This window comes from Flavobacterium sp. IC2-16 (assembly GCF_055521455.1).
This window is the reverse complement of record NZ_CM145480.1, coordinates 1048606-1072070: the sequence shown is the minus strand read 5'-3', so window position 1 is coordinate 1072070 and position 23465 is coordinate 1048606. Positions and strand designations below refer to the sequence as shown.

The following is a 23465-nucleotide window of genomic DNA, read 5'->3' as shown; positions in this document are numbered from 1 at the left end:
TATGACATCACACGAAATCGATTACCATATTTATGGTGAAGAAATGCAATATGTAGAAATTGAACTGGATCCGCAAGAAGTTGTAGTAGCTGAAGCAGGTAGTTTTATGATGATGGAAAACGGCATCAAAATGGAAACTATTTTTGGTGACGGATCAGGACAACAAAGCGGTTTGTTTGGTAAGTTGTTATCGGCTGGTAAAAGAGTATTAACCGGTGAGAGTTTGTTCATGACCGCATATATGAATCAAGACAGTGGAAAACGCAAAGTTTCGTTTGCATCTCCATATCCTGGAAAAATTGTACCTATTGATTTAAATAAATACGGTGGAAAATTCATTTGTCAAAAAGATGCTTTCCTATGCGCTGCAAAAGGAGTTGCTGTTGGAATTGACTTTTCCAGAAAACTAGGACGCGGCTTATTTGGCGGTGAAGGTTTCATCATGCAGAAATTAGAAGGTGATGGAATGGCTTTTATACATGCAGGAGGAACATTAGCCCGTAAAGAGTTACAACCTGGAGAGATTTTAAAAGTAGATACCGGTTGTATTGTTGGTTTTACTAAAGATGTTCATTACGATATTGAATTTATCGGCGGAATTAAAAATACAATTTTTGGTGGTGAAGGAGTGTTTTTTGCAACGCTTCAAGGACCCGGAGTTGCATATATTCAATCACTACCATTTAGTCGATTAGCCGATAGAGTTATTCAGAGTGCGCCACAAATGGGTGGAAAAGACCGAGGTGAAGGCAGTTTGCTAGGTGGTTTAGGAAATCTATTAGATGGCGATAATCGATTCTAATAAAAAAAACCGCTCTGATGAGCGGTTTTTTATTTTAATTAATTGTCTTCTACTTTTAGAATATAAGTTGCAATAATATTGTTTTCTACTTTAAGATGAACGTCGAAGTTCCCTTTCTTGTTAAACTGGCACTTAAAAGTTGTTAACTCATTATTGTGTTGTATGTAATATATGTTATATGGAGTTTCTTTTCCATGGTTTAATAAAACTAAAGAAGGGATATGTTTATTGTTGTCAAGGTTTTTAAAACCAAAATTAATAACATCGCCTACTTTGCAATTCACAATCATATTGTTTGGCGTAATAGGATCGACCTTTAATTTAAAGGTTTCGCCATATACAATTGGCGGGAGCATGCTTTTTGTTTGTGATGTCTCGTTAAACAGCATCCATTTTTGCTCAATGGGAATGTGACTTTTTGCGAATAAGTTGGGGTCAGTTAAAAAATAGCCCTCATTGAATTCTTTAATAAAATTTGATTTAGAATCTAAATAACCGCTTGCCCATCCTGTATCACATAAATACCATTTATTGTCTAATTTGACAGCATTCCAAGAATGGTTTACTAAATCTAATGATTCAACATTTTCATCGATGGTTCTCCCAAAGCCATTAATGATTTCACATTCAATATTTGCAAAAAAGCATAATTCTTTGAGTAAATATGCATATCCAGTACATGTTGTCTTTTTGTGCTTAAATAGACTTTTAAAGACTTTTTTTTGGAATTTGGTATTCCATTCTATATAAGATAAACTGTCGTTTTTAAACTTTCTTCTGTTATTTATAATTTTAGTATTTTGAGAATCATCCCCTTTAATGTTGTCACAAATCCAATAGAAAAGCGCTCTAAATTTTTCAATGTCAGTGTTGAGTTTGTTAGTGAGTTTGTGTGAAAGAACAGGTAAGTTTTCTAGAGTTTCACCATTATTTAGTTTAGCGACATTGTCGGCTATAGTAAAGTTTACAGCATTAAAATCCGAGATTTGGGCATTAATTACTGATGTGAAGAGTAAGATGAAAAACAAATAGACTTTCATTTGAAAACTTATTTTTTTGAAGAATAAACACCTTTTTTAGCTACTTTACCCATCATAATAATATCACATGTTTCCATACTAACTTCTAATTCCACATCTAAATTAGAGTTTTCGTTATTAATTGTTACTTTTTTCGATTGCATACCAATAAAACTGAAAACCAGTACATCTCCTTTTTTAAGTTTTTTAGTAAATGCAAAGTTGCCATCCATATCTGTTTGAGTACCAGTAATAGTCCCATCAATAACAACGCTTACGCCGGGTAAAGGTAAACCTCCTTCAGTTACAATTCCTTTAACCGAAATGTATTCTTGTTCATTTATGTCTTCTGTTTTTATGTTATTCGCGTCAGAGGTGTTTTGTTTTTTAATTTCCTGAGCTTGTATGGCTGAACTGTTGAAAAAAGATATACAAGCAAATCCAATTCCACTTAAAAATTGAAAAAAAGGTTTTTTCTTTACAATCGATTTATTATGGTTGGTAACTTGATCGGTTTTAAATCTTCCACAAACGTCATTGCTTCTTTTGTTTTTAAAATACCCAAGAATTTCTTCAGGAGATGCCTTTGTGAAATCAATTACTTCTTTCTTGCATGAATTACAAAAACCGCCTTTAGCAGTAGGGTTAAAAGTGTCAAAATCTTGAGAGCATGGCAACTCTATATGGAGGTTGAAATTATTTTTCATAACAGCTCGTTTAAAGTATGTAAGATAAAAAAATCTTCTATTCTAGGTGAATTTATTTAAAAATTAAAGTTTAGCCCAAGAACAATATTCCTTCCGATATTAGGAATTCCATCACTTTTCAATCGTGATAGGTGTGCAATATAGGTTTTGTTTAAAAGATTATTGGTACTAATATTTAAGTCGAACTTCAAGTTGTTGAAAATAATTTTACCTCCCAAACCTGCATTTAACAAGGTGTAGTCATTCGACTTGGTTTCAAATTCACTAATGTGATTCTGATTGAAAATATAATCCACATTTAATGAAGCATATCCTTTTTGAATGCGATTGCTAATGTCAAATTCAGTTCGAAGTGTATTCGATAATTTGTTCGCCGGAATCAAAGGTAAGTAGTTGCCATCACTTCTTTTTCCCGTAACATTTTCAAAAGTGCTAACCCAGTGTAACCAGTCTAAGGGATGAGGATGAAAATGAATTCCTAATTCGCCACCATAAAGAGCCGCATTAGCCTGATTGTAATCGTAAACTAAAAATCCGTCAAGAGTTCCTCCATTTGGTGAAAGGAAAATATAATTATTGATGAGGTTGTAAAAACCGTTGGCAAAAAACTCAAAATGAGCATTTCCATATTCTAAATTAAGGTCGGTTTGAATGTTTTGTTCTTTCTTTAAAGATGCCTTTCCAATTTCATAACGGTTGCTGCCTTCATGAATTCCGTTGGAAGTTAATTCGGCTAAGTTAGGCGCTCGAAAACCTGAAGCAATATTGAGCCGAGCTGTTATGGTTTTTTTAATTTTCGTTTTATAACCAAGTGAGGCATTAAAACTGTCGAAACTTCTGTCAACAGCTTTAAAATAGTTTTCTTCACCTTCGTTACCGTGTGTTTCGGTGTTTATTTTTCGGTTGTCAAATCGAATTCCTGCTTGAATGGTGCTGGAATTCCATTCGTAGTTTGAAGTAACCAAAACCCCAATATCGTTTGTAGTGGCATCTGGAATTAATAACTCCGAACCTTCGTTAATGTTAATCTGATTTAAACCTTGTAACCCAATAATTGTTTCCAGTTTGCCAATTTTTGGTAAAAAATACTTTACGTTGTAACTGGCCGTTTTTAGTTTCATGTGTAACGCTACAGTATTAGCTGTTTCCAATTCTTTTCGGTTGTTATAGGAATAGCCTAAATCGGTTTCCAGTTTTGAATTTTTGAAGAAAAATTTCTGATGCCAACTCAAAAGATGATTGTCAATATCTTGCTTCGGATACAATGGTGTTCTGAAATGGCTTTGCGGAATTTCTAAATCCGGAAGCCCAATATTTAAATTGTTGTAATTGTATCGAAACTCCGAAGTGTAATACGTATCCGAATAGCCAAGTCCAATTTTATAGTCTTTTTCTATGAAACGAGTGTTTGTAACGCGTTCACCAGTTGGGACTTTATAATCGGCGTGGGTTGAATAACTGGCTCGGGTTAAAAATTTCCAATGATCGGATGACGATTTTATGCCAAATGTTGAATTGCTTCCTTGCGTATTGGAAAACAGTTTCTGATTGAAATTTCCAGAAAAAGTATTTTCTTTTGCAAACTTCTCGGGATTAAAATATAATACACCTCCTAAAGCATCAGAACCGTATAAAAGCGATGCAGGACCTTTAATAACTTCCACGCTTTCTACTCCGGCATCACTCATTCCTAAACCATGTTCTTCCCCAAATTGTTGGTTTTCTACCCGAACACCTTGCGAATAAACTAAAACACGGTTTCCACTCAAACCTCGAATCACAGGTTTACCAATGGAAGTTCCGGTAGCAATTTGAGATACACCCGGAATGGTAGCTAATCCTTCTATTAAGGTAGCACTGCCTTTTTGTTGCAGTTCCGTTATGGTTTTGTGTTCTACCTTCATTACGTTTTGCGATTGCAATTTGTTGAAAACAGTCGAAACAATGAGCTCGTCCATATGGGTAATGCTTTCTTCGAGTACAATATTTAATTCGGTTTTTGATGTTTTAAGTTCGACAAAAGTGGTTTTATAAGTATATCCAATACCTGAAAAAGTGATGCTAAAGTGGCCATTAGGTAAATCGGTTAGTTCAAATTTTCCCGAAACATCCGAAACGGTTTCTTTGTGAATATCGGGCAATGAAACAAATATGCCTTCTATAGGTTTGTTGTTGTGATCGGTGATAGTACCAACAAGAATGTTTTGTCCGTTGACAAATAGTGAAAACCCTGTAAAAAGGGTAGCAAGTAAAAATTTCATGGATTTTTATTTTGAAATATTGTATAAAATGTATGACTGATTGCTCAGTAAAAATTTATGCAATACAACAAGGAGGGGCGCGAAGCGAAAAATAGCGTTTTGAGAAAACCAGTGTTTTTTCAGTTACTGAAAAAGAGGCGCTATTAAAGTTGATTTTGGTTAAGAATGAAAATTCAAAAAAGGCAACAGGAATGAAATTGCTAAATGAAAATTCACAAGTAAAACAGGTGTCAATGTCATGATGGTTGTGTGAAAATTCCGTTTTCGAAATAGCATAATGGTGATGACATTGTTTTTCGGAAACTAACTTTGCCAAGTGTTCGTACGAATGCACCGATTGAAACAATATTGCGAACAATAATGCAATCAGGGTTACGATACTGGTTTGTTGTAGTTTTCGATTCATATCTCACAAATTTAAAAAAACCGATTCACTCAAAAAAGTGAATCGGTCTTTCATTTTCTGTTTCGAATTATACCAGATGATGTGCTACCAAATATTCGGCAATTTGAACAGCATTGGTTGCTGCTCCTTTTCGCAAATTGTCGGCAACAATCCACATGTTAAGTGTGTTTGGCTGACTTTCATCTCTTCGGATGCGGCCAACAAATACATCATCTTTTCCTTCAGCGTATAGAGGCATCGGATAGGTATAGGTATCAATATTATCTTGAAGGGTAATTCCCGGAGTGTTGTGAAGGATAGAACGTACTTCGCTAATTTCAAAATCGTTTTCAAATTCTACATTAACCGCTTCACTATGTCCGCCAACAACCGGAACACGTACTGCAGTTGCCGTTACAGCAATTGTTTTGTCGTTAAGTATTTTTTGAGTTTCTCTAACGAGTTTCATTTCTTCTTTAGTGTAGCCGTTATCTTCGAAAACATCGCATTGAGGGATGGCATTTCGGTGAATAGGATATTTGTAAGCCATTTCACTTTGTACTCCTGCATATTCGTTTTCCAATTGACGAACCGCTTTAACTCCCGTGCCGGTAATCGATTGGTAAGTAGATACAATTATTCTTTTGATATCGTATTTTTGGTGTAATGGCGCTAAAGTCATTACCATTTGAATGGTTGAACAATTCGGATTGGCAATAATTTTATCTTCTTTAGTTAAAATGGAAGCATTGATTTCTGGAACAACTAATTTTTTTGTTGGATCCATTCGCCAAGCCGATGAGTTGTCAATAACAGTAGTTCCTGCTTCAGCAAACTTTGGAGCCCATTCTTTAGATGTATCACCACCAGCAGAGAAAATAGCAATTTCCGGTTTCATATCTACCGCTGTTTGCATGCTAACCACCTTAAATGTATTTCCTTTAAATTCGATTTCTTTCCCAACAGAACGTTCTGAAGCAACTGGAATTAATTCGGTTACAGGAAAATTTCTTTCGGTTAAAACCTGAAGCATTACTTCACCAACCATACCGGTGGCACCTACAACGGCTACTTTCATTTTATTTAGTGTGTTTTATTAGTGTTATTTAGTAATGCAAAATTAATACAATTGGAATGTTAAAAAGTGCTAATGCAGAAAATAAATGCTATTATGAAATAAAAAAACCACGCTCTTTGGCGTGGTTAAGTTAGAATATGTGTGTAGCGGATTATTTTTTTAATAAATCTCTGATTTCACCTAATAATTCTTCTTGAGTTGGACCAGATGGAGCAGGTGCTGGTTCTGGTTTTTTCATTTTGTTCATAGCTTTGATGATCAAGAACATTACAAATGCTACAATGATAAAGTCGATAAGAGCAGTTAAAAAAGCTCCCCATTCGATAGCTACTTCAGTAACTGCAGGAGTAACAATGGCTCCGGCAGCATCTTTAACTTCGGCTACACCATCTTTAAGAATAAATTTTTTGTCATTTAGGTCTATACCACCCATGATTAGACCAATAATAGGAGCAAACATTTTTTCTACAAAAGCAGTAACTACTTTTCCGAAAGCACCCCCCATTACAAAAGCAATTGCCATGTCGACTAGGTTGCCCTTCATAGCAAATTCTTTAAACTCAGAAATAAATCCCATATAATTTGATTTTAGTTAAAAATATCTTTAACACTAAATTAATAAAATTTAAATTACATTTTAACAATTTGTGGAAAATAAACTTACTCTTTGTAGAAAACACGTTTTACCCGATGCGATATGCTAGTTAAAATTTCATAAGGAATTGTACCTATTGCATGGGCTAGTTCAGTAACACGTGGCGACTTTCCGAAAACCACTACAGTGTCACCTTCGGTACAGTCAATTTCGGTAACGTCAACCATAAGCATGTCCATGCAGATATTACCAATAATTTGTGCTTTTTGGTGGTTGATTACCACATAACCTTTTTCGTTTCCCCAACTTCTCGGAATACCATCGGCATAACCAATAGGAATTGTTGCAGAACGCATAGGTTTTTTAGCTCTGAATTTTCTGCTATACCCTACACTGTCACCTGTTGGAATATCTTTTATTTGAAGAATAATAGTTTTTAGGGTTCCTACATTTTCCAGATGCGTCATTTCTTCTGGATCATTGCCAACGCCATAAAGGCCAATTCCTAAACGTACCATGTCGTACTGGAATTCTGCGAAATGGTAGATGCCCGAGGTATTTAAAATATGACAAATTGGGTTAATATCTAAACTTTTGCAAAGTTGATTCGACCAATGTTCAAATTTATGGATTTGCGATAAGGTGAACTCTCTAAATTCAGGTACATCACTAGAAGATAAGTGTGAAAAAATACTTTTTACCGTTATCAGATTATTGTTTTTAAGAATGCTGGTTAGTTCGATTAAGTCGGATTCTTCAAACCCTAATCGATGCATTCCTGTATCGAACTTAATATGAATAGGATAGTTGTAAAGATTTTTTTGCTGGGCTAACGCGATGAACTTCTTCAATACCGAAATTGAATAAATTTCTGGTTCTAACTGATAAGCTATCATTGCAGCAAAGGCGCTATTTTCGGGATTCATTACAATAATTGGCATGGTTATACCAGCATTACGTAATGCAATACCTTCATCGGCAAAAGCCACACCTAAATAATCTACTTTATGATGGGCTAATAATTTGGCTATTTCAAAACTCCCGCTACCGTATCCAAAGGCCTTTACCATAGCCATCATTTTAGTTTCCGGTTTAAGTTTTGAACGGTAAAAGTTAAGGTTATGACTTATAGCATTCAGGTTGATTTCCAAAACCGTTTCATGGGTTTTTTCTTCAAGTAAAACCACAATTTCTTCAAACTGAAAACTACGTGAACCTTTAATTAAAATGGTTTCGTATTCAAATTCGTTAGCATTAAAATGACTTATGAAATCTTGCGTAGTGGCAAACGAAGTGAAATTAGGAAAATGACTTAAATGTTTTCCAATATTATCACCAATGCCAAAAACACGATTGATGTTGTTATGCATAAGTAATTTTTCAACTTTTGCATAAAGCTCTTCGGCAGAAAACCCGCTTTGAAAAATATCAGAAAGAATTACGGTTTTCTTTTGATGTGTTTTGTGCTGTTCTAAAAAGTCTAATGCAATTTTTAGCGATTGGTAATCGGAACTGTAACTGTCGTCAATGATGGTGCAATGGTTAATTCCGTTTTTAACCTGCAAACGCATTTCAACAGGGTATAAATTAGCGATGCGCTCTTGTATGGTTGAAATGTTGTAATTCAGATGCAGCATTACCATTAAACATGTAATGGCATTTTCTTCAGATGCTTTATCGTGAAACGGAATTTCTATTGAAAAAGTAGTTCCGTTGTATATCACGTTAAAAGAGTTCGCTGTTTTTTTAGTCAATACAACATTAGCTGCTGTGTCGTCAAAACTCCAAGTAAAGGTTTTTGTGGAAGGTTTTACAAAAGCTTCTATGTTCTTGTTTCTTTGAAGAATAAGCAGAGGTGTGTTGTCAAACAGTTTTAGCTTTTGCTGAATTTTTTCGTCTTCAGAACAAAACCCTTCGTTGTGTGCTGATCCAATATTGGTTAAGACACCGATTGTAGGTTGGATTATTTTTTCCAGATTAGCCATCTCACCGACTAATGAAATTCCGGCTTCAAAAATCCCTAAATCGTGTTTTTCATTAATACCGATTACCGAAAGCGGAACGCCAACTTGCGAATTGTAACTTTTCGGACTTCGTATAATATTATATTCACTGCTTAAAAGGAAATTGAGCCATTCTTTTACAATGGTTTTGCCGTTGCTGCCTGTGATTCCAATTACCGGAAAATCGAATAATCGTCGGTAGTAAGCGGCAAATTGTTGTAAGGCGGTTAACGTATCGTCTACCAATAAAAAATTGGCTTGATTAGAATATTTTGAAGGAATTTGTTGCACTACAAAATTTACAACTCCTTTTTCTACTAATTCTGCTATGTATTGGTGTCCGTCGTGATGTTGTCCTACTAAAGCAAAAAATAAAGTGCCACTATTGTTTTGAAGTGAACGACTGTCTATCGAAACATTGTCGATAACACATGTGTCTTCTTTCCCAAAGCATTTGGCGTGAATGACCGGGACAATATTTTTTAGAAGTAAACTCAAAATTTAAGTAGGGTTATTTTTGTTTTTCGAACTGTTTTTGCCTTCTCTTTCTGCCATTTCTTTCATGGCGTTGTAATAAGCAGCTCTGCTTAAAGGCTCGTATTCTTCGGTTTCACCAAGAAAAACAAGACTATCACTTTGTGCTTTTCTAAAGCTGTAATTGGCTAGGTTTCCAGTTCGGGTGCAAACAGCATGAACTTTAGTAACGTATTCGGCAGTAGCCATTAAAGCAGGCATTGGGCCAAACGGATTTCCTTTAAAATCCATGTCCAATCCAGCAACAATTACGCGTATTCCAGAATTGGCTAAATCATTACAGATAGATACAATTTCATCATCAAAAAACTGTGCTTCATCAATGCCTACCACATCACAGCCTTGCGCTAAAATACGAATATTAGCAGCTGCAGGAACGGGCGTAGAACGAATTTCATTGGAGTCGTGCGAAACAACCATTTCGTCGTGATAACGGGTGTCTATAGATGGTTTGAAAATTTCCACCTTTTGTTTGGCAAACTGTGCGCGTTTCAATCGGCGTATTAGTTCTTCAGTTTTACCCGAGAACATAGATCCGCAGATGACTTCAATCCATCCAAATTGCTCTTTATGATTTACTGTATTTTCGAGAAACATTTTGTAATTTTCAAGCGTAACAGAAAAATTTCTGTTTAGATTTGTAATTGAAACAAATCAATAATTTTTCTATTTTTACATTGCTTCAAAAATAGAAAAAATTATCAAAGGTTTTCCTTTCCTTGCCTGAAATAAATTGAGGAAAGATAAATAATAAGAAACATTGCGTTGCTCCGTATAAATTCAGAAAAGTTATGAAGAAAAGATTAGAAGCCGAATTAATTAGTATTGCACACAGAATTTTAAAACTTAAAGGAAAAGAAGATGTAGTGCTGTTGCATCAGGAAACGCAAAAATTATACGAGAAATTGTCCATTCTTCGTTTTTATGAAGAAAACTTCGAAGCTTTAAAGCCAACACTTTCTCACGAAGAGTTGGAACAAAAAATTGAAAGTGTTTATGATGAAGTTCCCAATGTGGCTCCAGTAGTAATTGCGAGTGAAGAAATTGTGGAAACCTCACCACAAGCCGTTGAAATCCCAGTTGCTGAAGAGAAGATACTGGAAGAGAAAATTACTGAAGCCGATTTGGAAACAGAAGAGGAAGGAGAAGAAGAACCAAAAGTAATAGAAGACGTTCACGATGAGGTAATCGAACCTTTATTCGAACCCGTTCATGAAGAAGAACAAGTTGTTGAAGAGGTAAAAACAGAAACCCAAAAACAGATTTCTTTAGAAGATTTGTTGGGTGATACCTATAAAGAACCTGAATTTGTTAAAGTAGATGATGTTCCTGCTGCAGTAGAGAAAGCAGCTGATGTTGTATTTGATAAAATTGAAGAACCTAAAGTAGAAACCAAAGTAACTGAAGTTGTTGTGGAGGAATCGAATGCAGGCCGACCTCTAGAAACGATTAAGGCGGAGATTGAAAAGGAGAAAAAAGAATACAAGGCAGCATCTTTAAACGATAAATTTAACAAAACGATTTCGTTGGGACTTAATGACCGCATCGCTTTCGAAAAACATCTTTTTGGCGGAAGTGGTGAAGATTTAAATCGTGTATTATCCCAATTGAACACTATGGACACTTTTCAAGAAGCCAAAGATTTTATTGTGGATTTGGTAAAACCGGATTACAATAATTGGGATGGAAAAGACGAATATAGCAGCCGATTCATGGAATTGGTTGAAAAAAAATTCGCTTAAATGGGAAAATTGTATTTGGTGCCCACACCCATAGGGAATCTAGAAGATATGACTTTTAGAGCCATTAAGGTTTTGAAGGAAGTCGATTTAATTTTAGCTGAAGATACGCGTAACAGCGGTAAACTACTTAAACATTTTGAAATTGCCACGCCAATGCACAGCCACCACATGCACAACGAGCATAAAACGGTTGAAAATTTGGTAAAACGCATGCAAACCGGTGAAACTATTGCGCTAATTTCCGATGCTGGAACTCCAGCCATATCAGATCCGGGTTTTTTGCTCACAAGAGCATGCGTGGAAAACGGTGTTGCCGTAGAGTGTTTGCCGGGAGCTACTGCTTTTGTGCCGGCATTGGTTAACAGCGGATTGCCTAATGATAAGTTCGTTTTCGAAGGTTTTCTTCCCGATAAAAAAGGAAGACAAACTCGTTTTTTAGCGCTTTCGGAAGAGTATCGCACTATGATTTTCTATGTTTCTCCTCATAAACTAAATAAAACCCTAGCAGAATTTGTACAATATTTTGGAGCAGAACGATTGGTTTCTGTCTCCAGAGAATTATCCAAATTGCACGAAGAAACTGTTCGCGGAACCGCCGAAGAGGTACTAAAACATTTCGAAGCCAAACCAGCCAAAGGTGAAATTGTGGTTTGCGTAGGAGGGAAGAAACAGTAGGCCAAACAGGTTCAATCAACAGTTTTTAAGAATTTCAAATTGCTAAATAAACAACGCAACAAATGGAACATAATGTAACCACAACCTGGAAAGGAAAAATGCAATTCGAATCGACTAACCCAAGTGGTGATGTCATGCTAATTGATGCCGGTCCAGAAAATGGTGGCGATGGTAAAGGTTTTCGCCCTAAAGCATTAATGTTATCGGCTTTGGCGGGTTGTACTGGATTGGATGTAGCTTCATTAATCGAAAAGATGAAGCTGGAAGTTGAAAATTTTAAAATTGAAACCATAGCCAACCTTACCGAAGAACATCCTAAGGTGTACGACAGCGTTGTGTTGGAGTACCATTTTTACGGAGCCAATTTAAACGAAGCAAAATTGCAACGTGCTGTAGATTTATCCGTTGAAAAATATTGTGGCGTTATGGAAATGTTTCGTCAGTTTGCGAAAATTGAAATTAAGATTCTATTTCATAAATCCTAACTATTAGGCCATTTCTAAATCTACAAAAGAGAAGGTATTTCCACTAAATAATCCTTTGTCCGATAATTTTAAATCGGGTATTACCAGTAACGCCATGAACGACAGTGTCATAAATGGTGCTTTTAATGGGCTGCCTAAATCTTTCGCCATTTGGTCAATTTCCTGATATAATTTTCCTGCCGTCCAACCGTCTTTATCGCTCATAATTCCGGCTACAGGAAGCGGTAATACTTTTTGTTCCGAACCGTTTACTGCACAAACACCACCTTTGTTTTCGATGAGAAGGTTCACGGCAGCACAAATTTCTTCATCGGAAGTACCTACAACCACAATGTTATGGCAATCGTGCGCAACCGAACTGGCAATAGCTCCTTTTTTTAATCCGAAATTTTTAATAAAAGCGATGGCAGGTTCAGCATTTTGATAGCGGTTGACTACAGCCATTTTTAAAATATCTGTAGCAACATCTGAAACTAGATTTCCGTTTTGAATGCATGAAGGGTGATGAATTTCGTTGGTAATCAACTGACCTTCTAAGGCTTCAATTACGCGTATTTTAGAAGCTGAACTTTGTGCCTTGAAATCCGTTGTCTTTTTAGTTGAAGTGTTGAAATTGTTAGGCGTTTCAAAAGTAATATCGGGTACAAACGAAACACCATTTTCTGCAACTAATGTTCCGTTGATGTAGGTTTGAAGCACGTTGAAATGTGTTAAGTCTTCCACTACAATGAAATCGGCAGCATCGTTTTCTTGCAAGAGTCCGATATTCATGTTGTAATGTTTGACCGGGTTTATACATGCAACTTGCAGCACTTTAAAGATATCCATTCCTTTAGCAACGGCTCTTGCACAAAGCGCGTTAATATGACTAACAATTAGGTCGTCCGGATGCTTGTCGTCGGAACAAAACATCATGTTTTCGAAGTTTTCCGGTAACAAGTCGATTAAAGCTTCAAAGTTTTTTGCGGCACTTCCTTCACGGATAATAACTTTCATGCCCAGCGATAATTTTTCTTTGGCTTCTTCATAAGTAAAACACTCATGATCTGTAGAAATTCCAGCGGCAATATATTTTTTTACCGCATCACCGCGTAATCCCGGAGCGTGTCCGTCTACGGGTTTTTTGAAATGTTTAGCCCAAGCTATTTTTTTTAGTACTTCTTCATCATCAAATAACACACCTGGATAATTCATCATTTCGGCCAAATAATGGATATCTGGAGAAGCTAATAGTTCTTTAATACCTTCAGAATCAATAACAGCCCCAGCAGTTTCAAAAGAAGTTGCCGGTACACACGAAGGAGCGCCAAAATGAAATTTAAGAGGTACTTGTTTGCTGTTTTCAACCATATAGTATACCCCATCTTTTCCTAAAACATTTGCAATTTCATGCGGATCGGAAATGGTTCCTACGGTTCCGTGTAAAACCGCTAATTTGGCAAATTCAGAAGGAACCAACATCGAGCTTTCAATATGAATATGCGCATCAATAAATCCGGGTAAAATATATGTTTTTACATCATGTTCTTTTTCTGTGATGGTAACAATTTTTCCGTCTTTTATGGTAAGCTCTCCAGCGTAAATTCGTTTGTTTTGAATGTCTACTATTTGTCCTTGAATCTGCATTTTTGTCTTTATACGAGTTGAAATTCAAAAATAGAATAATTTATTTAGTTGCATCTAGAATTTACATTTTTTAGTTTAATTTTGAGGGAGTAATACTTTATAGCCTTTAAAAATTAGTTTATGCGTTGGAATTTAAAATCGAAGCCAGAAAAAGAAAAAATACAAGCCTTACAAGACGCACTTCAGGTAGATGCCATTATAGCAACACTCTTATTGCAACGCGGTATTGAAACATATGAACAAGCCAAATCTTTTTTTCGCCCTTCTTTAGAAGATTTACATGATCCGTATTTAATGAAAGATATGGATAAGGCTGTTGCACGCATTGAACAAGCCATTCAAAACGAAGAAATGATTTTGGTTTTTGGTGATTATGATGTAGATGGTACCACGGCTGTTTCCTTACTATCGTCGTATTTAAGAAGTTTTTACCCTAATGTTGCGACCTATATTCCGGATCGTTATAATGAAGGGTACGGTGTTTCGTATCAAGGAATTGATTTTGCCGATGACAATGGTATTTCATTAATTATTGCGTTAGATTGTGGTGTAAAATCTATAAATCATGTGGCATACGCAAAGTCTAAAAATATCGATTTCATTATATGTGATCACCATAGACCAGGAGATACCTTGCCCGATGCGGTTGCGGTACTAGATCCCAAAAGAGAGGATTGCAGTTATCCTTATGATGAATTGTGTGGGTGTGGGGTCGGGTTTAAACTAATTCAGGCCTTGGCGCAAAACCGGAATCAAACGATTGAAGATTTAGTACCTTATCTTGATTTGGTGGCCACTGCTATTGCAGCGGACATTGTTCCGATTACGGGAGAAAATCGCGTATTGGCAAAATTTGGATTGGAAGTAATTAATACGAATCCCAGACCGGGGATTAAGGCTTTAGTTCAAAACTTAAAACGACAAACCTTATCTATTACCGATGTGGTTTTTGTGATTGCTCCGAGGATAAATGCTGCCGGACGTATCAAACATGGTAATTATGCAGTCGAGCTTTTAACGGAGTTTAATTTAGAACAAGCCTCTGCCTTTGCTGCACAAATTGAAACGTTTAATGCAGATCGACGGGAGTTCGATAAACAAATTACAACCGAAGCCCTAGAGCAGATTATTACTAACAATGAAGAAAATCGCTCGACAACTGTAGTGTATAAAGAAGATTGGCATAAAGGTGTTATTGGGATTGTAGCATCACGTTTAACAGAAACATACTATCGACCAACCTTGGTGTTTACCAAAAGCGGCGATAAACTAGCTGCTTCGGCTCGGTCTGTTAAAAATTTTGATGTATATAATGCTTTAGAAGCATGTTCGGAATATTTAGAACAATTTGGAGGACATATGTATGCGGCTGGAATGACCTTGAAAGAGGGAAATTATGAGAAATTCAAACAGGCTTTCGAACAAGTGGTGTCTCAAACCATACATCCGGATATGTTAGTTCCGGAAATTTCGATAGATGCCGAATTAGCGTTACATGAAATTACGCCCAAATTCTTCCGCATTTTAAAGCAATTTGAACCTTTTGGTCCAGAGAATATGTCACCTGTTTTTTTAGCCCATAATCTAAAAGATAGTGGTTATGGGAAGAAGATAGGGAGTAACGAAGAACATTTAAAATTATACGTAAAACAAAACAACTCCGATAGTTTTAATGCTGTTGGTTTTGGCTTGGCTGATAAGAAAGAATTAACCGAAAATAAAAAAGCTTTTGCGGCTGTTTTCTCGGTAGATGAAAACGAATGGAACGGAACGGTTTCCTTGCAATTGCGATTAAGAGATATTAAAGATAATGCGTAAAAATGATCCGTTTTCTTCTTTAAAAGTAAAGGAGTTTCGTTGGTTTCTTCTCATGCGACTGGCTATTGTACTGGCTTGGTCTATGCAGTTTGTGTTAATTGAATGGGAAGTATATAGTATTACAAAAAGTCCGTTTTCGTTGGGTTTGATTGGCTTGATGGAAGTAATTCCAGCCATTAGTATGGCTTTGTTTGCCGGTCACATTGTAGATCAGAATGAAAAACGAGGTATGTTACTTAAATGTGTTTCAGGATTAGCCATTATAAGTTTGTTATTGTGTTTGTTGGTCAACCCAACTATTTCAGTTTCATTTTCGAAGTCTGTTTTGCTTTACGGAATTTATGCCTTGGTTTTTCTAGGCGGATTTATCAGAGCATTTATTATCCCGTCTGTATTCAGTTTGTTAGGATTAATAGTAGAAAAGAAGAACTATGCTAATGCTGCAGCGTGGAGTAGTTCAACTTGGCAAATTGCGGCTGTTTTTGGTCCGGCCTTAGCAGGTTTTGCAATTGGCTGGATTGGAGTATTTTATTCCATGGTTTTTGTTGTAAGTTGTATTTTAATCGCCGTGTTTATTTTATTTCAAATTCAACCTAAACCCATTTTGAATCCCAAAATTGGGGAACCTATAACCAAAAGTTTAAAGGAAGGTATATCTTTTGTATTTCAGCATAAAACCATTCTGAATGCAATTTCACTAGATATGTTTGCTGTTTTATTTGGTGGAGCTGTGGCTTTATTGCCTGTTTTTGCACAGGATATTTTGAAAGTTGGTTCGGAAGGATTCGGGATATTGCGTGCTGCTCCAGCGGTTGGCGGTTTAATTACGATGTTAATTGCTACATCTATGCCTTTAAATCAAAATGCGGGTAAAAAGTTACTTGCTGCAGTTTTTGGTTTTGGGGTTTGTATTATTGTATTTGGACTTTCTACTAATTTTTGGATTTCTGTTGTAGCCTTGTTTTTAAGTGGCGTTACCGATGGGATTTCGGTTGTTATTCGCCAAACCATTCTTCAAATGTATACTCCTGATCATATGAGGGGGAGGGTGTCTTCTGTAAATTCCATTTTTGTAGGTTCTTCGAATGAATTAGGTGCTTTCGAAAGTGGTTTTACATCCAAAATTATGGGGGGTGTTGTACCCGCAGTAGTTTTTGGTGGGATTATGACTATTGTTGTGGTCGTTACTACATCGGTGGTTTCACCTAAATTTCGAAATCTTACTATTGATGCCGATGCAGATGAAGCAGCTTAAAGGGTTTTTAAAACGTGTGTAACAATTCCCCAGATAAGTAATTCGTTGTCTTCTGTGACTTTTATTGGCTCGTAATCTTTATTTTCTGGAATAAGATAGACGCAATCTTTTTCAATTTGAATTCGTTTCACGGTAAATTCGCCATTAATGAAACAAACAGCAATTTTGTTATGAGCGGGTTCTAAACTTCGGTCAATTACCAAGATGTCTCCATCATCAATTCCAGCACCAATCATTGAATTACCACTGGCTTTAGCATAAAATGTGGCTTCTTTGTGTTTCACTACAATAGTGTCTAGACTTATTTTAGTTCCGTCAAAATCTGCGGCTGGCGATGGAAAACCTGCTTTAATACCACTGCTAACAAAAGGAATAGCAGAAGAATTATTTTCTTCGGCTTGGAATACAATTATTTTGGGTTTTTCGGTTAGCATTTTACAGTAATCACGTCTTTTATATTGGTAGTGTAATTTTTAGATAGAAAATTTTGATTCATAATCCAGGTTTGTTGCAAATCCTGATTGCCTAAACGAATTTTACGTTGCCCTATTTTTGAATGATATTTGTCTATGGCTTCCATGAGTTTCTGATGCTTCGGATTTTCTTCTTCAAACAAATGAAACTGTTTTTGATTTTGTGGAATAATTTGCGTTACAATCACCCCAGCTTTCATATAACTTTGATTGGGCTCATATAATTTCTCCAACATTTCCACAGCTAACATACTTATGGTTAAATTAGAATTTGTAGCAAAGGGCAGAGTTTCTGTTCGGCTGTAATATGTTCTGCCTGTTGTTTTGTGAGGATCTTTTGCCAAAAACACAATTATGGAATAGCAACAAGAATTTTGTTTGCGCAGTTTTTCGGCGCATACTGTTCCAAATGTGGAAACGCGTTCTTTTAAATCCTGAAGCTGGGTGAGTTTGGTTTTAAAACTTCGGGTAATGGCAATGCTTTTTTTGTTTTCTAAAGGGGTTTCCAAATCTAAAACCGGAATGCCTTTGAGCTCGCTTAGCATGCGTTTTCCTAAAACTCCCATTACCATTTTTATCCACGCTTCATTTTCGGGTTGAATAAAATCGTAAGCTGTGTGTATGTTTTTGGCTTTCATTTTTTTCGACAAGCGATAGCCGATACCCCAAACATCTTCTATTTTCGACCATTTTAAAGCTTTGATTCGTTTTTCGTCGGTATCGATGACATGCGAACCTAATGTTTTTTCTGGGAATTTTTTAGCAATGCGATTTGCAAGTTTTGCTAGTGTTTTGGTAGGAGCAATACCCACACAAACCGGTAGTCCTAGCCATTTGTAAAGCCGTTTTCGAATTTGTAAACCGTAGGCATGGTAATCGGTTATGTTCAAACCCTCGAAATTTAGAAAAGCTTCATCGATACTGTAGTCTTCCACATTTGGAGTGAAATCCCGTAAGATAGTCATCACGCGCCCGCTAAGATCACCATATAAGGTATAATTAGACGAAAAGACGATAACATTATTTTTTTTTAGTTCTTCCCGAACTTTAAATTCCGGCGCACCCATGGGTATGCCAAGTGCTTTAGCTTCTTCACTGCGCGAAATGATGCAACCGTCATTGTTGGATAAAACCACAATAGGTTTCCCTACAAACTGAGGTTGAAAAACACGCTCGCAGGAAGCGTAAAAATTATTACAATCAACTAAAGCATACATAGTGTAAAGGTACGGAGAAAAGAAAAAAGGCTGTTCAAAATTTATGAACAGCCTTTTCTATTTTAAGTGTTTTTCTTTTAGAATAAGTCCATTAAGGCAGATGGGAAAAGACCAATGGCAATGTTTAACGCCATGGCTGCAACTGCCACAAAATAAAAAGCGAATGGAACTGGAGTAACTTCTTCTGTTGCTTCTTTAGTGTACATAGCACTAATTACTTTGAAATAATAGTAAACCGCAATCATTGAGTTGATTACACCGGCAATTACTAAAATTAACCAACCTGCTTGTAATACCTGATTCAACAAGAAGAATTTAGCAAAGAATCCAGAGAAAATTGGGATACCCGCCATAGAAAGTAATGATGCTGTAAGTATCATCGCCATTAGTGGATTTCTTTTTCCTAAACCGTTGAAGTTTTCAATATCTTCATTGTTTTTTCCTCGGCATACATACATGATTACTGTAAATGCTGCAATACCGGCTAGGCCATAAGCAACAGAATAATAATATAAACTTCCGGTTGCATTTTGTAAATTCAATAATGCCATTACCATAAATCCGGCATGTGAAATTCCCGAGAAAGCCAACATTCTTTTTACATTGTTTTGACGTAAGGCCATAATGTTACCTACTGTCATAGAAGCTATAGAAACAATAACAATAACCAATTCATATTCGAATTTCATATTGCCATTCATAGCCATATTTAGTTTAAAGAAAGTCGCCATAGCAGTAACTTTAGCTAGCGTACTCATGGTAGCAGTAGTTAGAGCCGGTGCACCTTCATAAACATCTGGAGCCCAGAAATGGAACGGAACGGTTGCAATCTTGAACAACATTCCTACGGTAATCATCGAAACACCAATATAAAACCAGTCGGCAGTAGTTGCCGAATTGGAAGCTTCATAAATCATATCCATGTCAAAAGAACCTACTGCACCGTAGATAAGTGCAATTCCAAAAAGAATAATTCCTGAAGCGAATGAACCCATAAGGAAGTATTTCATACCCGCTTCGTTACTCTTAACATTTAAGCGGTCACTTCCAGCTAAAATGTATAAAGCAATGGATAATACTTCAATCCCTAAGAAGAACATTGCTAAATTTCCAAAAGAAACCATAGAAACCGCTCCTGCTAAAAGGAATAATTTTATAGAAACAAAATCGGATATTTTTGAAGCACGATCTTCATAGAAATTATGACTTAACGCTATAAGGAAAAATGTAAGAACAATAAACAAACTCGAAAACATAACAGTGAAATTATTCACACGTATCATGTTGTTGTAGTAAGTTTCGTTTACACCAAAATCGTTTACCGTCAGACCTAAAATGGCAATTAAACCTGCTAATGTAACAGGAATAATGGCTTTTCTTAAGTTGAAAATCTCAGCCAAAAGGACGATAACGCCTAAAACTGCAATTGCTATTAAAGTATTCATTCTGCGGTCTAATTTATTTAATGTGAACTAAAATTTCTTGTATGCTAGGGGTTATCAATTCGATAATTGGTTTCGGATATAATCCGAAGAACAATAAAAATCCAATGATTAAAACAAAAACAATACTCTCTGAAGTTTTAACGTCTGCGAATATCTTTGTATTTGTTTCTCCTAACATAACATGTTGGAACATGCGTAACATATAAAACGCACCTAATATAATTGTTGTTCCACCAATAATGGCGAACCACATGTTTTCTGTAAATAAGCTATATAAAACGGTAAATTCTCCAATGAAGTTAAACGTTCCTGGTAAGGCTACAGAAGCTAATACCAAAATCATAAACATAGAGGCGAATTTTGGAGTTTGCTGACGAATACCTCCCATTTCACTTATGGTTCTTGTTTCGTAACGTCTGTAAATCACTTCAGCAGCAAAGAACAATCCAACGATTACAAATCCGTGAGCAATCATTTGTAGAACTGCACCGCGTAAACCATCCATATTTAAAACATAACATCCGGCTGCAATTAACCCAACGTGAGCCAGGGAAGAATATGCTAGAAGTTTCTTTAAATCTTTTTGTTTCAAAGCAACAATCGAACCATATACAACTCCGGCAATACTTAAGCCAATGATAACGTATTGAAGTTCTTTTGCTGCGTTTGGTGCAATTGGCAATTGCCAACGAATCACCGAGTACAATCCCATTTTTAGCATAATACCCGATAAAAGCATTGTTCCAACAGTTGGTGCTTTTTGGTATACGTTTGCCTGCCATGTATGGAAAGGGATCAAAGGAATTTTAATAGCATAAGCTAAGAAGAAAGCCAAGAAAATCCAAAACTCTTCAGTTGAAGTTAATGTCAAGCCTACTAAAACATCCCATTTAAAACAACCTGCTTTTTGGTATAAATAGATGAAGGCAGCCAACATAAATAAAGAACCAGCAAAAGTGTAAATGAAAAATTTAATTACCGCTTTTTTACGCTCTTCGGCATCTCCATTCCCCCATAATAAGGCAATAAAATAAATAGGAATTAATGAAAGTTCCCAGAAAATATAATATACAAATCCGTCTGATGCTAAAAAGGTACCGGTCATTGCAAAAGCCATAAACAATACTAAAGCATAGAAATTTTTTGCATTACTAAAGTTGTTGCAAAATGAGGAAAGTATAATCAAAGGTGTCAGGGCAGTGGTTAAAAGAACCATTGCTAAAGACAAACCGTCTGCTTTTAAGGCAAATAATACATTAGGATTTTTAATCCATTGTGCAGAAAAGCTACAGTCAATTCCTTGATAAAACTGATTTAAAATGAATAACGATGTAGCTAAAGCGGCTAAACTGAAAAATAGCGCCACTTTCGAAGCAATGGCATTTCCTGAAAAATACGTTGCTAAAGCACCAATGAATAGTAGAATGAGTAATATAGTTACGTCCATTTTTAAATAGATTATCGAACAAAGAATAAATAATACACTATCGAACAAAGTCCAAATACAAAAGCAAATAAATAGAAACCAATATTCCCGTTCTGTAATTTTTTACCTTGTAATGACAAGCCGTTTGCCACATCTCCAATACCAAAGACAAGACTTGAAATGCCCTTTTCTATATAATCTCTTGAAAATTTTGAAAGAGCATATATCGGTTTCACAATGATAGCACTATAAATTTCATCAACATAAAATTTATGATATGCCACATTAGCAAAGCCTGTGATTTGATCATCTTCTGCTGGAACTTCAGCTTTTTTGATATACATCATATAAGCTATACCAATTCCAACCAATGCACCAACAACTGCTAGTCCCATTAACATATAAGCAGTTCCGTCTAAATGATGTTCTGCATGTGCTTTATGTGCGAAAATAGGTTGAAGATAGGTGTTTAACCAGCTGTTTCCAGGTAAGCTCAATGCACCACCAACAGCGGAAAGAATTCCAAGTACGATTAATGGAAAGGTAATTAAACCTGGGCTTTCATGTAAATGATGTTTTTGTTCTTCTGTACCTCTGAAATCTTTGAAGAATGTAAGGTATAATAAACGGAACATATAAAACGCTGTCATAATTGAAGCTACTGCAGCAATAAGCCATAAAGCTTTATTATGATGGAAAGCCGTCATCAAAATCTCATCTTTAGAGAAGAAACCAGCAAAAGGAGGAATTCCCGAAATTGCCAGCGTAGCAATCAAGAACGTTACAAAAGTAATTTTCATAACACCTTTTAAACCACCCATTCTTCTCATGTCTTGTTCTCCGTGGAGGGCATGAATAACCGAACCCGACCCTAAGAACAAACACGCTTTAAAGAAAGCATGTGTGATTACATGAAAAACAGCAACTTCATAAGCTCCTAATCCTAAGGCTAAGAACATTAAGCCGAGTTGCGATACTGTAGAATATGCCAATACTTTTTTAATATCGTTTTGAACCAAACCAATAGTCGCTGCTACTAATGAAGTAATAGCGCCAACTACAGCAATAATCATTTGAACATTTGGCGTTAAATCGAATAAGAAATTCAGACGCGTAATCATAAAGATACCTGCAGTAACCATGGTTGCGGCGTGAATTAATGCCGAAACCGGAGTAGGCCCCGCCATCGCATCAGGTAACCAAGTATATAACGGAATTTGTGCCGATTTACCCGAAGCACCGATGAATAAACATAGGGTAGCTGTTCCAATAAGAGCTAGGTCTGTGGTACCTTTACCGGCTAAAATCGCTTCTTTTAGCGTGACAAAGTCAAGCGTGTTGAACAAATAACCAATGATGAAAATACCAATTAAGAAACCTAAATCTCCAATACGGTTCATGATGAAGGCTTTTTTTGCCGCATCATTATAGTCTTGGTTTTTATACCAGAATCCGATTAGCAAGTACGAACACAATCCAACACCTTCCCAACCAATAAACATAATCAATAAGTTACTGCCTATTACAAGCGTAATCATGAAGAAGATGAATAGATTTAGATAAGCGAAAAATTTATGCATGTTTTCATCATCGTGCATATAGCTTATGGAATAGATGTGAATTAACGATCCAATTCCCGTAACGAACATCAACCAAAGCAGGGAAAGCTGATCCAATAGAAAGTCAAAACCAATGTTAAATTTTCCCATAACAATCCAATCGAACAAATGAATGTGGATGGCTTGTTTGGATTCGTTTACTTGTAAGAAGAAAACAGTTGTTGCAATAAAAGAAACAACAACAGCTATAGTGCCTAAAACACCAGAACCAGTTCTTCCGAATTGTTTTCCTATAAAAATATTAGATAAAAACCCAACAAAAGGGGCCAGTAATAAGAGTAAAACTAAACTTGTCTCCAT

At 36.1% G+C, this 23465-nt stretch carries 20 protein-coding genes; 6 read left to right on the top strand and 14 right to left on the bottom strand.

Annotation, left to right across the window (positions count from 1 at the left end):
• Window position 1 precedes the first annotated feature (1 nt).
• Entirely contained in the window at window positions 2-802 is an 801-nt protein-coding gene (locus ACZ1JT_RS04815) for a TIGR00266 family protein (protein ID WP_465095026.1), read from the top strand.
• Window positions 803-840: 38 nt separating this feature from the next.
• Here the strand turns inward: ACZ1JT_RS04815 and ACZ1JT_RS04810 are convergent, their stop codons facing one another.
• The 8 genes from ACZ1JT_RS04810 to ACZ1JT_RS04775 form a co-directional block, all read right to left on the bottom strand.
• On the bottom strand, window positions 841-1842 hold the full coding sequence (locus ACZ1JT_RS04810) for a transglutaminase domain-containing protein (RefSeq protein ID WP_465095025.1): 1002 nt from the start codon (window positions 1840-1842) through the stop codon (window positions 841-843).
• A gap of 8 nt (window positions 1843-1850) precedes the next feature.
• The gene (locus ACZ1JT_RS04805) at window positions 1851-2528 is read right to left on the bottom strand and encodes a carboxypeptidase-like regulatory domain-containing protein (protein ID WP_465095024.1); all 678 of its coding nucleotides are present in this window, start codon (window positions 2526-2528) and stop codon (window positions 1851-1853) included.
• A 56-nt stretch (window positions 2529-2584) separates the two neighbouring features.
• Window positions 2585-4789: a TonB-dependent receptor gene (locus ACZ1JT_RS04800; RefSeq protein ID WP_465095023.1), complete on the bottom strand. Its 2205-nt coding sequence runs from the start codon at window positions 4787-4789 to the stop codon at window positions 2585-2587.
• Window positions 4790-4844: 55 nt separating this feature from the next.
• Window positions 4845-5195 (bottom strand): hypothetical protein, encoded by a 351-nt coding sequence (locus ACZ1JT_RS04795; RefSeq protein WP_465095022.1) that lies wholly within the window; start codon window positions 5193-5195, stop codon window positions 4845-4847.
• 67 nt (window positions 5196-5262) lie between these two features.
• Window positions 5263-6252, bottom strand: a complete 990-nt coding sequence (locus ACZ1JT_RS04790) for an aspartate-semialdehyde dehydrogenase (protein ID WP_465095021.1) — start codon at window positions 6250-6252, stop codon at window positions 5263-5265.
• A 151-nt stretch (window positions 6253-6403) separates the two neighbouring features.
• Window positions 6404-6829 (bottom strand): large conductance mechanosensitive channel protein MscL, encoded by a 426-nt coding sequence (gene mscL / locus ACZ1JT_RS04785; RefSeq protein WP_465095020.1) that lies wholly within the window; start codon window positions 6827-6829, stop codon window positions 6404-6406.
• A gap of 83 nt (window positions 6830-6912) precedes the next feature.
• Entirely contained in the window at window positions 6913-9348 is a 2436-nt protein-coding gene (locus ACZ1JT_RS04780; protein ID WP_465095019.1) for a bifunctional UDP-N-acetylmuramoyl-tripeptide:D-alanyl-D-alanine ligase/alanine racemase, read from the bottom strand.
• Window positions 9349-9351: 3 nt separating this feature from the next.
• Window positions 9352-9981 (bottom strand): thymidine kinase, encoded by a 630-nt coding sequence (locus ACZ1JT_RS04775; protein ID WP_465095018.1) that lies wholly within the window; start codon window positions 9979-9981, stop codon window positions 9352-9354.
• Between the two features lie 194 nt (window positions 9982-10175).
• On the opposite strand from ACZ1JT_RS04775, the gene ACZ1JT_RS04770 reads away from it, so the two are divergent.
• From ACZ1JT_RS04770 to ACZ1JT_RS04760, 3 genes are all read left to right on the top strand, one after another.
• Complete coding sequence (locus ACZ1JT_RS04770; RefSeq protein ID WP_465095017.1) at window positions 10176-11126, top strand: hypothetical protein; 951 nt, start codon at window positions 10176-10178, stop codon at window positions 11124-11126.
• Window positions 11127-11801, top strand: coding sequence for a 16S rRNA (cytidine(1402)-2'-O)-methyltransferase (gene rsmI, locus ACZ1JT_RS04765; protein WP_465095016.1), 675 nt, complete (start codon window positions 11127-11129; stop codon window positions 11799-11801). It begins immediately after the preceding gene.
• A gap of 62 nt (window positions 11802-11863) precedes the next feature.
• Window positions 11864-12286, top strand: coding sequence for an OsmC family protein (locus ACZ1JT_RS04760; RefSeq protein WP_465095015.1), 423 nt, complete (start codon window positions 11864-11866; stop codon window positions 12284-12286).
• A gap of 3 nt (window positions 12287-12289) precedes the next feature.
• Here the strand turns inward: ACZ1JT_RS04760 and ade are convergent, their stop codons facing one another.
• Entirely contained in the window at window positions 12290-13912 is a 1623-nt protein-coding gene (gene ade / locus ACZ1JT_RS04755; protein WP_465095014.1) for an adenine deaminase, read from the bottom strand.
• Between the two features lie 120 nt (window positions 13913-14032).
• Between ade and recJ the strand changes: the two genes are divergently transcribed.
• Both recJ and ACZ1JT_RS04745 read left to right on the top strand, forming a co-directional pair.
• The gene (recJ, locus tag ACZ1JT_RS04750) at window positions 14033-15730 is read left to right on the top strand and encodes a single-stranded-DNA-specific exonuclease RecJ (RefSeq protein ID WP_465095013.1); all 1698 of its coding nucleotides are present in this window, start codon (window positions 14033-14035) and stop codon (window positions 15728-15730) included.
• On the top strand, window positions 15723-16985 hold the full coding sequence (locus tag ACZ1JT_RS04745) for an MFS transporter (protein WP_465095012.1): 1263 nt from the start codon (window positions 15723-15725) through the stop codon (window positions 16983-16985). Before recJ ends, ACZ1JT_RS04745 begins: the two co-directional genes overlap by 8 nt.
• On the opposite strand, the gene ACZ1JT_RS04740 is transcribed toward ACZ1JT_RS04745, so the two are convergent.
• The 5 genes from ACZ1JT_RS04740 to nuoL all read right to left on the bottom strand — a co-directional run bounded on the left by ACZ1JT_RS04740 (window position 16982) and on the right by nuoL (window position 23465).
• Window positions 16982-17419, bottom strand: coding sequence for a LexA family protein (locus ACZ1JT_RS04740; protein WP_465095011.1), 438 nt, complete (start codon window positions 17417-17419; stop codon window positions 16982-16984). The two genes, ACZ1JT_RS04745 and ACZ1JT_RS04740, sit on opposite strands and share 4 nt — an antisense overlap.
• Window positions 17413-18675, bottom strand: coding sequence for a Y-family DNA polymerase (locus ACZ1JT_RS04735; protein ID WP_465095010.1), 1263 nt, complete (start codon window positions 18673-18675; stop codon window positions 17413-17415). Before ACZ1JT_RS04735 ends, ACZ1JT_RS04740 begins: the two co-directional genes overlap by 7 nt.
• A 77-nt stretch (window positions 18676-18752) precedes the next feature.
• Window positions 18753-20120 (bottom strand): NADH-quinone oxidoreductase subunit N, encoded by a 1368-nt coding sequence (locus ACZ1JT_RS04730; RefSeq protein ID WP_465095009.1) that lies wholly within the window; start codon window positions 20118-20120, stop codon window positions 18753-18755.
• A 13-nt stretch (window positions 20121-20133) separates the two neighbouring features.
• Window positions 20134-21567, bottom strand: coding sequence for a complex I subunit 4 family protein (locus tag ACZ1JT_RS04725; RefSeq protein ID WP_465095008.1), 1434 nt, complete (start codon window positions 21565-21567; stop codon window positions 20134-20136).
• An 11-nt stretch (window positions 21568-21578) separates the two neighbouring features.
• Complete coding sequence (gene nuoL, locus ACZ1JT_RS04720; protein WP_465095007.1) at window positions 21579-23465, bottom strand: NADH-quinone oxidoreductase subunit L; 1887 nt, start codon at window positions 23463-23465, stop codon at window positions 21579-21581.